The 14,051-nt window shown below is 47.6% G+C and carries 7 protein-coding genes; 3 read left to right on the forward strand and 4 right to left on the reverse strand.

The genetic code is table 11. From position 1 onward, the window contains the following. Window positions 1-6,789 (forward strand): VCBS domain-containing protein (locus F7Y48_RS08440; RefSeq protein ID WP_316683380.1); only part of this gene is annotated, 6,789 nt, incomplete at its 5' end. A 159-nt stretch (window positions 6,790-6,948) separates the two neighbouring features. Here the strand turns inward: F7Y48_RS08440 and F7Y48_RS08445 are convergent. Further along, window positions 6,949-8,610 (reverse strand): electron transfer flavoprotein-ubiquinone oxidoreductase, encoded by a 1,662-nt coding sequence (locus tag F7Y48_RS08445; RefSeq protein WP_316683381.1) that lies wholly within the window; start codon window positions 8,608-8,610, stop codon window positions 6,949-6,951. A 138-nt stretch (window positions 8,611-8,748) separates the two neighbouring features. On the opposite strand from F7Y48_RS08445, the gene F7Y48_RS08450 reads away from it, so the two are divergent. Further along, window positions 8,749-9,714 carry an electron transfer flavoprotein subunit alpha/FixB family protein gene (locus F7Y48_RS08450; protein WP_316683383.1) on the forward strand — a complete coding sequence of 322 codons (966 nt, stop codon included), beginning with the start codon at window positions 8,749-8,751 and terminating at the stop codon, window positions 9,712-9,714. Between the two features lie 66 nt (window positions 9,715-9,780). On the opposite strand, the gene F7Y48_RS08455 is transcribed toward F7Y48_RS08450, so the two are convergent. From F7Y48_RS08455 to pdhA, 3 genes are read right to left on the reverse strand one after another with little or no spacing between them, the layout of a single operon-like run. Then, window positions 9,781-10,929 (reverse strand): dihydrolipoamide acetyltransferase family protein, encoded by a 1,149-nt coding sequence (locus F7Y48_RS08455; protein ID WP_047009272.1) that lies wholly within the window; start codon window positions 10,927-10,929, stop codon window positions 9,781-9,783. Next, a complete protein-coding gene (locus F7Y48_RS08460) occupies window positions 10,926-11,909 on the reverse strand; it encodes an alpha-ketoacid dehydrogenase subunit beta (protein ID WP_104972702.1) in 984 nt (327 codons plus the stop codon). Before F7Y48_RS08460 ends, F7Y48_RS08455 begins: the two co-directional genes overlap by 4 nt. After that, on the reverse strand, window positions 11,902-12,996 hold the full coding sequence (gene pdhA / locus F7Y48_RS08465) for a pyruvate dehydrogenase (acetyl-transferring) E1 component subunit alpha (protein WP_012842500.1): 1,095 nt from the start codon (window positions 12,994-12,996) through the stop codon (window positions 11,902-11,904). Before pdhA ends, F7Y48_RS08460 begins: the two co-directional genes overlap by 8 nt. A 656-nt stretch (window positions 12,997-13,652) precedes the next feature. Between pdhA and F7Y48_RS08470 the strand changes: the two genes are divergently transcribed. Continuing rightward, on the forward strand, window positions 13,653-13,973 hold the full coding sequence (locus tag F7Y48_RS08470) for a DOPA 4,5-dioxygenase family protein (RefSeq protein ID WP_005375836.1): 321 nt from the start codon (window positions 13,653-13,655) through the stop codon (window positions 13,971-13,973). Window positions 13,974-14,051: the final 78 nt, after the last annotated feature.

Below are 14,051 nucleotides of genomic sequence, written 5' to 3' on the forward strand. Positions count from 1 at the left end.
TCTGATGTTGATAACGGTGACGATCCGATTTTTGCAAACACCACCGTTACGGGTACTTACGGTGAGCTAGCATTGGTGGATGGGCAATGGACGTATACGCTGGATCAAAGCCAGGTCCAACAGTTGGACGAGGGTGACCGGGTGCAAGACACCATCACTCTCACGGCAACCGATGGCACCCAACAAAATATCGTGATTGATATTACGGGCACCGAAGACACGCCAGTCGTGACGGGCACATTCACGGGCAAGGTAACCGAAGGCAACCTCGGTGATGTCGCGATCGCAACCGGTACCATTACTATCTCTGATGTTGATAACGGCGACGATCCGACTTTTGCAAACACCACCGTTACGGGCACTTACGGTGAGCTGGTATTGGTGGATGGGCAATGGACGTATACGTTGAACCAAAGCCAGGTTCAACAGCTGGACGAGGGTGACCAGGTACAAGACACCATCACTCTCACGGCGACCGATGGCACCCAACAAAACATCGTGATTGATATTACGGGCACCGAAGACACGCCAGTCGTGACGGGCACGTTCACCGGCAAGGTGACCGAAGGCAATCTCGGTGATGTCGCGACCGCAACAGGTACCATCACTATCTCTGATGTTGATAATGGCGATGAGCCAGTGTTCAGCAACACTACCGTTACGGGCACCTATGGTGAGTTGGTGTTGGTGGATGGAAAGTGGACGTATATGCTGGACCAAAGTCTGGTTCAAGAGTTAGATGAGGGTGAGCAGGTGCAAGACACCATCACTCTCACTGCAACCGATGGTACCCAACAAAACATCGTGATTGATATTACGGGCACCGAAGACGCGCCTATTGTTGACGGTGCGTTCACCGGCAAGGTGACTGAAGGTAATCTCGGTGATGTTGCGACCGCAACCGGCACCATTACTATCTCTGATGTTGATAATGGCGACGATCCGATTTTTGCAAACACCACCGTGACGGGCACCTATGGTGAGCTGGTATTGGTGGATGGGAAGTGGACGTATACGCTGGACCAAAGCCAGGTTCAACAGCTGGACGAGGGTGAAAAAGTACAAGACACCATCACTCTCACGGCAACCGATGGCACCCAACAAAACATCGTGATTGATATTACGGGCACCGAAGACACGCCAGTCGTGACGGGTACGTTCACCGGCAAGGTGATCGAAGGCAATCTCGGTGATGTCGCAACCGCAACAGACACCATTTCTATTTCTGATGTTGATAATGGCGACGATCCGATTTTTGCAAACACCACCGTTACGGGCACCTACGGTGAGCTGGTATTGGTGGGGGGGCAGTGGACGTATACGTTGGACCAAAGCCAGGTTCAGCAGTTGGACGAGGGTGATCAGGTGCAAGACACCATCACTCTCACGGCGACCGATGGCACCCAACAAAAGATCGTGATTGATATTACGGGCACCGAAGACACGCCTATTGTTGACGGTACGTTTACCGGCAAGGTGAGCGAAGGCAACCTCGGTGATGTCGCGACCGCAACAGGTACTATTACTATCTCTGATGTTGATAATGGCGATGAGCCAGTGTTCAGCAACACTACCGTTACGGGCACCTACGGTGAGCTAGCATTGGTGGACGGGAAGTGGACGTATACGCTGGACCAAAGCCAGGTTCAACAGCTGGACGAAGGTGATCAGGTACAAGACACCATCACTCTCACGGCGACCGATGGCACCCAACAAAACATCGTGATTGATATTACGGGCACCGAAGACGCACCAGTCGTGACGGGCACGTTCACCGGCAAGGTGACCGAAGGCAACCTCGGGGATGTCGCGACCGCAACAGGCACCATCACCATCTCTGATGTTGATAATGGCGATGAGCCAGTGTTCAGCAACACCACCGTTACAGGCACCTATGGTGAGCTAGCATTGGTGGATGGTCAGTGGACGTATACGCTGGACCAAAGCCAGGTTCAACAGTTGGACGAGGGTGACCAGGTGCAAGACATCATCACTCTCACGGCGACCGATGGCACCCAACAAAAGATCGTGATTGATATTACGGGCACTAATGATGCTCCTGAATTTGTTAGTGGGAGTAATGACAACTTTGGTCTGGATGCTCAAGGTAAAACCGACATCGATAGTTACCAGTTTAGCGTTGATGAAAACAGTCAATCGGGTGTAATTGGAAAAGTAAATGCATTCGATGTCGATCAGGACAGTCAGATAACGTATCACTTAAACGGTCATAGCGAACTGTTTGAAATCAACAGTCTTACTGGTGAGATCAGTGTCAAAAATGGTGCAAATCTGGACCATGAATCTATCGATAACTACCAGCTAGAAGTGGAAGCTCGTGACCAGTTTGGCGGTAAAGACACCGCTCAGGTCGAAGTGTTGGTTCGCGATATTAATGAAGCCCCTATTGCTGAAGATGATAAGGGCATTGAAAAAACAACCAAGACACTTGACCAGAGCAACTGGGATGATAGCACTGATATCACAGTTGATTATTATGTGATTGATACTCGATCTGGAAACAAGGTTTCTGATGCATCGAAAGCTGATTATGTTGGTGACGGCGACCACAAATATGGCGTTAGTTCTGCGCTAGACAGCGGCTCAGACCGGGTTCAAGATGGTCAGATTCGATATGATGATGCAACTGGACAAAGTGAAGCAATGCGCTTCTCCTTCGCTAATGGTCAGGTTGCCGATCATGCTGAAGTTGAAGTGAAAAACCTATGGACAGACACTTCGAACGGTAGCTGGGAGCCTGGTATTGAGCGCGGTGTTTGGAAGGCTTACTACAAAGGTGACTTGGTTGCGACAGGTGTGTTTGAAGGTACCCGTGGTGGTAATCAAGTAGTCAACATCAATGCAGATGGGCGTTTCTTCGATAGTATTGAAATGTCTACTACCAGCTATAAAGACGGTGTCATTGATCCTAAAGGCTCAGAGTACTTTATTACTCAGGTATCAGCGGACCTGACGACCTTTGATGAAGCTTACCAGACCAACGGCTCAGGCACGTTAGAGCTGGATGTTCTGGCGAATGACAGCGACCCGGATGGTGACGCTCTGACTATTATCGACTATCCATCAGAAAGTTTCCTTAGTCTGCAAGATGGTAAATTGGTCTTTGATGCGGTCAAGTACCTAGAGTCACTGCCAGCTGATCAACAAACTCTGAAAACGGGTGAAGTGAAAGATTATACCTTCGAATACACCATCCGTGATGACGACGGCCTGACTGATAAAGCAGAAGTTACCGTTAGTGTGATGGGTGAGCCTATGTCGCTCAGTGATGCACACGCAGCATTGGATGAATCTCAAGTTGATACGGATACTGGCGTACATGCTGAAGGCAACTTTATCGCAAACCTCGGTTCTGCAACGGAGGCTGAATATCACTTCAACGCCGATCAAAACCTAGGTGGTTTCACCAGTGATGGTAAAGAGGTTGTGTTTGAAGTGAGTGCAGATCAGAGCACTCTAACTGGTTATACTGGAACAGGTGCCGACCGCATCAAAGTGGTTCAAGCCAACATAGATAGCAAAACGGGTCATTTCACAGTTGATCAACATATGCCTCTTGATCATGCGGAGCAGGGGGCGGACATGCTGGATATCCGCGCTAGCGTCGAGGTGGATGCCGGAGGTCAGTCTGAGAGTGCCACCTTGCATCTGAATGTGACGGATTCATTACCGTCATCGTCTTCAGCTCACTACGAAATAAATGATGTTGATTCACAAAGTAATAGTGTTGTGATTGCACTTGATGCGTCAGAATCAATGCTCGACTGGGTAACAGATGCAGACGGACAATATGTTACTCGCTGGCAACTTGCTCAAGACTCTATTAAGTCAATGTTTGAGCAATACCAAGATTTGGGTCCAGTAAGTTTTAGAATTGCAACTTACAGCGGACAACCATCTGGCCAGATTTCTGAGTGGCTAGATTCTGCCGAGGCCATTGATTCCTTTATCTCTGGTATACATCCATATGCATCGACGCCATATAACCAGGCCGTTGACCAAATAAATGAAATACTTAGTGATCCAGAAGATGATGCATTGCTTAGTAATACCAATACCCAGCTTTACTTTATCTCAGATGGTCGACCTTCCGATTTTACCTATTGGACAAATCAAACGAACGTGGGAGAAATTCAAACCCGTGAAAACTTGATTAAGTGGTCAACATCAGATGATTTTGAAAGTGAACAGCGTTATCAGGACATAGTGAATGGTCGGGTTCAGCCTACTTCTGAAGAAGAGGGCATCATTCTGCAAAATGCGATGGAAAATGGCATCAGCAGTAGCGGTCAGGATGTTGAAAATATCTGGTCTGTCGGTATCGGTAATGGTGCGTCTCTGGAACACCTGGAGTCGATCGCGACAGATAAAGGCAGTGCTATTGTCGTTGTAGATGATTCTCAGATTGGGGATTTGCTTAGCAAAACGGTCTCAGGCCAGTTGCAAGGTAACCTTCTGGATGACAATGGCGGTGATGCTCAGTGGGTAGATCACATCACTATCGATGGCGAGATATATTACTACAACAAAATAAACGGTGATGTCACTACCAGCGATGGCACGAAAATATCGGATCATTCTCTGGCGCAAATTGATACCAACCACGGCAAGCTGACCATTAACTTTGAAAATGGTCACTACGACTATCAAGCGAGCAATGTTGTAGGTCATCAACAAGAGAAGCTTGACGTTACGGTTATCGATGCTGACGGTGATACTACAAATAGTGAAGTTACCATTGATATCCGAGATCGCGCACCAGAATTCATCAGTGTCGGTGATACAGACCAAACCCATGGCACCGATGCCAACGGTATGCCAACAGAAGATACAGCAAGCTTTGACGTCGCTGAGCAAGAAGTTGGGGTATTAGTCGGCCAGGTGGAAGCGTTTGATCCGGATGGCAGTGACACCATAAAGTATGAATTGAGTGGTGGTGATGCTGATCTATTCCGTGTTGACTCTAATAGTGGTGAGATTTGGCTGAAAGATGGTGTAAAACTGGATCACTCGACTCAGCAAACGTATCAGTTGGAAGTGTCTGCAAGCGATGGTGTGGATACCGATACAACTCAGGTTATCCTGAATGTCACTGAGAACCATGCCCCAACCTCATCTCCAGTTCAGGGCTTTGCTCAGATGGAAGACTTACCGATCAATAAAGTGACGGTAGTGTTCGACCACTCGAACAGCATGACCCGTACCTTTGACGGTGAGAATACCGTGGGTCGTGATGCAACCGCACCGAAAACTGAATCGAGAGCTTACAAAGCAGCAGCAGCGTTACATTCCATGGTTGAAAACATGATTGCCGATGGAGGAGAATCAAATACCTATATCCGCCTGGTACGTTTCGACGGTGATACATCCACACATAGCTGGCTGACTTTGAGTGAAGTTGAGTTGATGACACGCCCACCAGAGATGAATGGCCGTGATCCAAACGATTTAAGTTTCCAAAATGAAGTTTCAGAATATGTGCGCAACTGGTGTGACGTAGAATACGGTACCAATACGGATTACGATAAAGCTTTAGAGGCTGTAATGGAGCCTGGTGAGGCAAGTAATGCCGTTTACCCTTGGCAGGATGGTTGGGACTATTTCGGTCCAGAAAAACCGTCAGAGAGTAAGGACACCATATTCTTTATCTCAGATGGCGAACCCAACCCTAGCGTGGGCGCTGTTACTTCTCCTGATCTAGCCGAGCGCTGGGAAGATTACAAACAGACTCATGACGCCAAGGTATATGGGATTGGTATTGCTCTCTCTGATAATGTCAAAGCAGCAGAGGCTCTAGATGAGCTTAGCGACAAAGTGGTGTTTATCGACTCAGGTGAAGACTTGGGGCAGTACCTAAACCAGTTCTCTCCCGATCCAATTGCCGGTGAGTTACTGGCGGGAAGCCAGGACGCTGATGGTGATAGCATGACCGTTTCTTTGGCAGAAGGCGATTTCACTCTGCTGGGCGCAGATCTGCACGGTGTAACTGTAAATCAGCCGTTAGTTTCTTCATCCAGTGACGTAGATGGTCAGCTTCATATCCAGACAGCGTTCGGCACTTTGGAAGTGTCATCCAATGGCAGTTATAGCTTTACTCAAAGCGATGAGCTTACTCTACAGGGAGACCAGCAGGCGGATTTACATTTCTTGTTTAAAGTGTCTGATGGTAAAGGTGGCATAAGTGAAAACGTCTTTACACTTACATTGAACGATTCTGGCACCGATATTGTGCAAACTGAGCGCCATGCGTCGGTGGGAGATGAGTTTGCGAATAGCATCACTGGTGGCGAAAGCATTGATATTTTGCTAGGACAAGCAGGTGAAGATACGTTGAGTGGTGGCGCAGGCGATGACATTCTGGTTGGTGGGCTTGGAAACGATATCCTGACGGGAGGTCTAGGCAGTGACATCTTGACAGGTGGAGAGGGTATTGACACCTTCACCTTTACTCAAGAATCACTGGACATGACGTCATCAAGAGATGTGATTAAAGACTTTAGGCTGGATGAAGACAAGCTGGATTTGAGTGACATTCTTGAGTTTGTCGGTGACGACACAACGGATATGGATAACTTGTTGGAACACGTAAGCGCAGACTACGATAGTGCCCAAGATACTCTGAACTTGACGATTACTGGAGAAGGCAGCAACACAATGTCAGTGGCATTAGAGAACTTTGATTTATCAGGGTTGGAGCTAGGGTCGTCAGCGACATCTCATGAAATCGTTGATCAGCTGTTCCATCACCAAGTTTTTAACGTGGATTAGTATTACCTGAAGATAAAGTTATTTTAGTAAACAGCACCTGATTGAATCATCAGGTGCTGTTTTTCTTTTCTGCTGTTGTTAGTTACCGACTTTTTGCCTAACCACTTCAAAAATTGGCAGTAGTAAATGCACTGCTTCGCACTTTAAGTGGTTCTTTGGTTACATGTTTTGATAGCTTGGTCCGCCACCACCTTCTGGCGCTTTCCATGTGATGTTTTGTGAAGGATCTTTGATGTCACAGGTTTTGCAATGCACGCAGTTGGCGGCATTTATCTGAAACTTCAACTTACTCTCAACTTCCACCACTTCGTAAACCCCAGCGGGGCAATAGCGCTGGCTCGGCTCGTCATACATACCCAAATTCACATCAATTGGAATGTGAGGATAAGTCAGAACAAGGTGGCAAGGTTGGTTCTCTTCGTGCTGTGTTCCCGATAAAAATACCGACGAAGGCTTATCAAAACTGATTTCACCATCTGGTTTTGGGTATGTAATTGGTTGGCACTCTTGTTTAGGTTTTAACTGTTCGTGATCGTACGAATAGTCCTTGACAGTCCAAGGTAACGGCTTCTTAACCAGTGGTTGCCATAGGTTATGCTCAAAGGTCGAAAGTGCACCGCCCAGTATGCTGCCAAACTTGTGGATGTTCGCACCAAAGTTACGTGTTTCGGCGAGCTCGTCATACAACCATGATGATTCAAACAATGACTGGTAGTCTGGCTCAGAAGCCCCAGTTTGTCGGGCCGTATGTACCGCTTCTGCTGCAATGATTCCGGACTTCATGGCGGTGTGGCTGCCTTTAATTTTAGCGACATTCAAAGTGCCTGCATCACAACCAATCAATAAACCGCCGGGGAATTGCTGTTTCGGTAGAGAAGAAAGTCCACCTTTTGCAATGGCTCTTGCACCATATGCGATACGTTGGGCACCTTTTAGGTGTTGCTCGATAGCTGGATGATGCTTAAAGCGTTGAAACTCGTCAAACGGGCTTAAGTAAGGGTTGCTGTAGTTTAAATCTACGATCAAACCGACCGCGATTTGGTTGTTCTCCATGTGATAGAGAAAACCGCCGCCAGTGGTATTTGTCTCGCTCAAAGGCCAGCCAGCGGAGTGGATAACACTGCCGGATACATCCTTGCTGTCAGAGGGTAATTCCCATATCTCTTTTAAGCCAAGCGCGTAGTGCTGAGGTTGCTTGCCTGCGTCTAGGTCGAACCTTTGAATAAGTTCTTTACCCAGATGTCCGCGACAACCTTCAGCAAAAAGAGTGTATTTTGCCTTTAGCTCGATACCTGGCTCAAAGTTAGGTTTGGCTTGGCCGTTCTTATCTAGTCCCATATCGCTCGTATTAATGCCTGTCACGGCGCCAGTCTGATCATAATTGATGCTTGCAGCGGCAAAGCCAGGAAAAACTTCCACCCCAAGACTTTCTGCTTGGTTAGCGAGCCAACGGCAAAGGTTGGCAAGGCTAATTACATAATTATTTTCGCCATTTATCATTGGACGTGGCGTAAGGAAATGAGGGACGCGAATATGGTTTTGCTCAGTAGTAAGATAAAGGAAATGGTCTTGCTGAACTGAGGCTGATAGCGGGGCGTCCATTTCTTTCCAATCGGGGAAAAGTTCATCCAAGGCATTAGTTTCAAAAACAGCGCCAGATAAAATATGTGCGCCCACTTCTGAGCCTTTTTCTACAACGCAAATTGAAAGTGCGTCACCTTCACTATCTTGGCTAAGTTGAGCTAGGCGACAAGCGGCACTTAAGCCCGCAGGTCCGGCTCCCACGATCACGACATCAAACTCCATGCATTCTCGTTCCATCTATCTGCTTCCTTTCTATTATCGTCATCTGCGTGACAGGTTTTTGGTTTCTATACAGAAAACTATAGCTCAGTTGACGTTAACGTGAAGTGAACTAAGCTCAAGTAATGGATCTGACGTGTTATACGAGGCATGACCATGGACGACCGACCATTAGCAACACTTGTCATTGCGGAACATGACAACCAGTCCTTGGCTGTAGGGACGCTGTGTGCAATTAAAGCGGCATTTGATATCAAGGATGGTGATAAATCGCTTCCTGTGTCTGTATTGCTTATTGGTTATCAGTGCCAATCGGTTTTGGATGAGTTGAAGTGTGTTAAGGGCGTTGCAGAAATTATCTGGGTTGACGCGAAGGAATACGAGCATGGGTTAGCGGAAAATATCGCCCCTTTGATCTCACAAGTAGCCAAAAACTACTCACACATTCTTTCTCCTGCCAGTACGTTTGGTAAGAATGTGATGCCTCGCGTGGCGGCGTTGCTCGATGTAGGGCAACTTTCGGACGTGATGACCATAGAGTCTATCGATACGGTGATTCGTCCCATTTATGCCGGGAATGCATTGGTGAGAGTCACGTCGAACGACCCCTTTAAAGTGATGACCATACGAAGTACGGCTTTTGATGCCGTAGAGCTGTCAGACACGCCAGTTGTCCCTAAGGTTACTCAAGTCGATACGGTTATTATCAACAAACTTAGTGAGTTTATTTCGCAGCAAACGCCAGAAAGTGAGCGACCAGAATTGCCAGCGGCTAGAGTGGTGGTATCGGGTGGTCGTGCATTCGGGAGTAAAGAGAAGTTTGCTTTAGTCGAACAATTGGCTGACAAGCTAGGTGGAGCGGTAGGAGCGTCCCGAGCGGCGGTCGATGCGGGTTATGTGTCTAATGACCATCAAGTCGGGCAAACCGGTAAAATTGTTGCACCTGAATTATACATTGCCGTCGGAATTTCTGGTGCTATTCAACATTTAGCGGGAATGAAAGACTCAAAGGTGATTGTCGCAATTAACAGCGATCCCGATGCGCCTATCTTTGACATCGCTGACTATGGGTTGGTCGGCGATTTATTTGAGGTGATGCCGGAGTTGCTAGAGAAGCTGTAGATATAATCTGTTCTCTCAAACAAAAGGCTTCCGAACTGGAAGCCTTTATCATTTGGTTTTTACCAGTTACTTTTCGCTCGGGCGTTGCAGGTGTTCTGCAAGCACTTTAGTAAACCTTGCTGCTTCACCACCAGTACAAGCGCGATGATCAAACGTTACGGATAGCGGCATTGCTTTCACCGAAATTGCTTGACCATTTCTTATCACCACTCGGTCGAGTATTCGACCAGCACCAACAATAGCGACTTGCGGAGGTGTGACGACAGGTGTCGCGTAAATGCCGGCAATCGCTCCGAAGTTGGAAAGCGTAATCGTCGCGTGCTGTAATTGCTCTCGACCGATTTTTCTCTCTCTGATCCCTTCAACAGTTTGATCGAGCCAACGACGAACATCTTGTGGCTCGTATTCATCTGCGTGGCGCAATACGGGTACGTACAAGCCATGACGGCTATCTACAGCAATACCAAGGTTAACTGTATTGTGCACGCAACGCGTCATGGTTTCTGCATCAAACCAAGCATTTAAAGCGGGCTCTTCCTGACACGCATGAACAATCGCTTGAACCAGGCGGATACTGATGTCTTCGTTCGGCAGCCAGTCTTCCAGCAACGCTTCTTCTGTAATGGTCACGGCAGCAACGTGCTCGTGTGACTCAGTCATCGAGGACACCATGGTGCGTCGAGCACCTTTCAATACTTCTGTGCCCGGACGCTGTTTTCCGGCTTCGTCGTAAATGTCGGCATCAACGATAAGACCGTTTGGACCACTGCCTGACACGAGATTAAGATCTACCCCAAGTTTTTGTGCCAATAGACGAGCCGACGGTAGAGCAGTAACTAGATTACTCTCAGTCGTGTTGTGATTGCCTCCAATCCAGAAGTCATCGACGTTAACGTGATGCGCTTGATGAGAAACATTGCCGACAACGGTCGCGGCGTCAGCAGTCTCTTTTTTCTCTACCGTAGCCCCGCGCTCTGCGCCAGTTTCGTCAATTTCGAGTAGCAATGCGCCAATATTGACGATATCACCTTCTTCCCCATGGCGGCTGACTACACGGCCCGAGTAGGGGGCGGGAACGTCGACCGTCGCTTTTGCTGTCTCGACAGTTAAGATCACTTGATCCAACTTAACCATGTCACCGACATTAACGTGCCATTTTACAATTTCTGATTCAGCGAGGCCTTCGCCGAGATCGGGTAAGTTAAACGTCTTCATTTCCAATCCTCCACGAGTTCGCGCGCTGCGGTCACAATGTCTTCTTCCTGAACCATGAAATAATCTTCGTTACGGTAATAAGGCATAATGGTGTCCATTCCAGTTACTCGTTTAGGTGGGGCTTTTAGTAAGCACATGGCGTGTTCGGCTGTTCGAGCTAAAAGCTCAGAGCCCACACCACAAGTTTTACTCGCTTCATGAACAACGAGTAAACGTCCGGTTTTTTCTAGTGAGCTGAAAATCGTTGCGGTATCAATTGGCTTAATGCTCGCCAAATCAATCACCTCGACTTCAATCCCTTGACTAGATAAGGTCTGTGCGGCTTGAAGTGACTCTACGACGCATGCGCCCCAAGTAACAAGCGTGATATCTCGCCCTTTACGTAAGGTGAAGCAGGTGTCGAGTGGAAGTGCTTCGCCATTGTCAACGACGTCAGATTTTACGGTTCGATAAATGCGTTTCGGTTCGAAGAACATAACAGGATCATTGCTTCGAATCGCGGCGAGAAGCAGGCCGTATGCGCGCTGAGGTGAAGAAGGAATCACTACTTTAAAGCCAGCAGTGTGCGCAAATAGCGCCTCTACACTTTCTGAGTGGTGCTCTGGAGCGTGGATACCGCCGCCAAATGGCGCACGGAAAACCGCAGGGCAAGTGAGGCGGCCGCGAGTTCGGTTACGCATGCGTGCCGCGTGGCACATTAAGTGCTCCATTGCCGGAAAAACAAAACCTTGAAATTGAAATTCGGCGACAGGTCGTAATCCTTGCGTTGCCATACCGACCGCAACACCGCCGATTAACGCTTCAGCGAGGGGCGTATCGATCACTCGTTTGAGACCAAACTCTTGTTTGAGCCCTACGGTGGCACGGAATACGCCACCATTATCACCTACGTCCTCACCTAACACGACAACATTTTGGTCTTGTTGCATTTCGTGGTGCAGAGCGAGGTTTACTGCTTCAACTAACGTTAGTTCAGCCATGTTTGCCTCCCTGCATTCGCATTGCTTTGTTGATGAGTTCATCTCTTTGAGCGTGAAGCTCTTGGGGAAGCGATTCATACAAATAATCGAACCCAGTTTCTGGTGCTTGTGACGGTAAGCTGAGGTAGCGTTCAACTGCCAGTTCCACTTGTTCCTTGCAGTATTCTAGCCATTGTTGCTCTTGTTCATCGCTCCAAGCACCTTGATTAAGGAGATACGTTTTAAGACGTGCTATAGGTTCGTATTGCCATGCGGTTTGAACATCGTCCTCTTTACGATAACGAGTCGCATCATCGGCAGTAGTGTGGTCACTTAATCGATAACTGACCGCTTCGATGAGTGTTGCGCCTTTCCCTTTTCTCGCTCTCTCAAGTGCGGTCTTGGTTGCATCATAAACGGCGACGACATCGTTACCATCTACCGTAATGCCCGGTATACCAGCGCCTTGCGCTTTTTCTGATAAGAAATCGGCAGCACATTGAAGGCTACGCGGCACTGAAATTGCCCACTGGTTGTTATTCACAACGAAAACAAGTGGAATATTCCAAGCACCCGCACAGTTTATTGACTCTAGAAAATCCCCTTTGGATGTACCGCCATCGCCACACATGACTAGCGCAGCTTCATGGTTACCTTGAATTTTCAGTGCGGAAGCGACCCCGACAGCGTGCGTACATTGCGTCGCAATGGGGACACAGAATGGAAGATCTCGGCTAGGAATTGGGCTGCCCTCAGGAGCAAAATCACTACCGCGCTCATCACCGCCCCAGTATTGAAGATTCTTCTCCATGCCAATACCACGACACCACATTGCAGGCATATCGCGATAATAAGGGACAAATACATCATCGGCTTTCAGCGCTCTGCCGACTGCAATGCCGATGGCTTCAGCACCTAGGTGCGAAGGGTAGGTCCCTAACTTGCCGGTGCGTTGCAATGCAACGGCTTTGTTGTCGTAAGTGCGAGTTAATACCATATCTCGGTAAAACCCGACCAAAGTTTCAGTGTCAGCCCAGTTGGGTAGTTGGCCGACTAGGTCCCCATGATGGTCGATAAACCGATGCATGGGTAATGCCTGAACGTTCATCTCAAGCTCCTTTTGACGCTGCGTGTCTTTTGGACTGCAGCTGTTCATATCAAACCAGAGTTTGTATGGGTACTCAAACTCTGATATCAGCGCAAAGGCCATACCTAAGGTTGCTTGTGTTTTCTATAGCTGTAGGCATCTGTACGTCCTTTAAACTATTTTTCGATAACACCGCTGCGGCTATTTCATCGCAAGACACAGAGAAACATTTTTCTGCATCTAACCCTCTAACTAAATCGTGGTATAGCCAGATACAATAAGTGTAAACAAATTGTTAAATTGTGCTTCATTTTGACTTTTGACCAGTAGTAAAGTTTTGCTTACACCCTGATTTGGCAGAGTAATGTGCTGTTATTTTGTTGGTGGTATTTTTAAACTCGAATTTAATTACTGGTTAATGAAACATATTTGCAACAAAATTTGGCTGTAAAATTTGACAAAGTGAGTCATTATTAATGAATCAACTCAAGTAGTTGTTATGTGTTGTATTGAGATTTTTTGTTGTGCCCGAAACTCCGGCCTTCTGAGAATACATAACTTCTTCCCAACAGAGTGGAATCAAGGTAGGGTGACGGCATTACAAATGTATACCCTCGGCGGTCCTTGAGCTTATCAGCAGTAGATGGCGCTCAAGTCGAAGTGATTATGGAGAAATTATGTATCACGCTCATGTTTATTTTCCTTTAAGAGAACAAGATAAAGCGCAAGCCTTGAACGAGATCATCCGTCAAGAGCGTCAAGATGTGCTGCGTGTGTTTCCTTTGGTTGGAAGATTGGTTGGCCCACATAAAATGCCGATGTTTGAAATTCACCTAGAGTCATTGAGTGAAGAGTTTTTGGCTTGGCTCGATACAATTCGAGGTGATTTTTCTGTGCTTATCCATCCTGTGAGTGAAGAAGAGTTGCTCGATCATACGGAACGCGCGATTTGGCTGGGTAGAGAGATTGGTGTATTTGAAGAGAAGCTAGAGAAATAGCTGTTCCTCCCGCATGTATGACCGCTTTGAATGCTTCTCCCCTCATCGCGGTCACCGTAGCAAGTTAGCGTTTTCATG

Origin of the sequence: Vibrio sp. 2-1-2a, assembly GCF_032648565.1 — a bacterium.
GTDB lineage: Bacteria > Pseudomonadota > Gammaproteobacteria > Enterobacterales > Vibrionaceae > Vibrio > Vibrio diabolicus.

Excerpts from the sequence above, each read along its gene's own strand:
- F7Y48_RS08445 (WP_316683381.1), bottom strand. The coding sequence starts at position 8,610 with ATGGAACGAGAATGCATGGAGTTTGATGTCGTGATCGTGGGAGCCGGA.
- pdhA (WP_012842500.1), bottom strand. The coding sequence starts at position 12,996 with ATGAACGTTCAGGCATTACCCATGCATCGGTTTATCGACCATCATGGG.
- F7Y48_RS08470 (WP_005375836.1), top strand. The coding sequence starts at position 13,653 with ATGTATCACGCTCATGTTTATTTTCCTTTAAGAGAACAAGATAAAGCG.
- F7Y48_RS08460 (WP_104972702.1), bottom strand. The coding sequence starts at position 11,909 with ATGGCTGAACTAACGTTAGTTGAAGCAGTAAACCTCGCTCTGCACCAC.
- F7Y48_RS08450 (WP_316683383.1), top strand. The coding sequence starts at position 8,749 with ATGGACGACCGACCATTAGCAACACTTGTCATTGCGGAACATGACAAC.
- F7Y48_RS08455 (WP_047009272.1), bottom strand. The coding sequence starts at position 10,929 with ATGAAGACGTTTAACTTACCCGATCTCGGCGAAGGCCTCGCTGAATCA.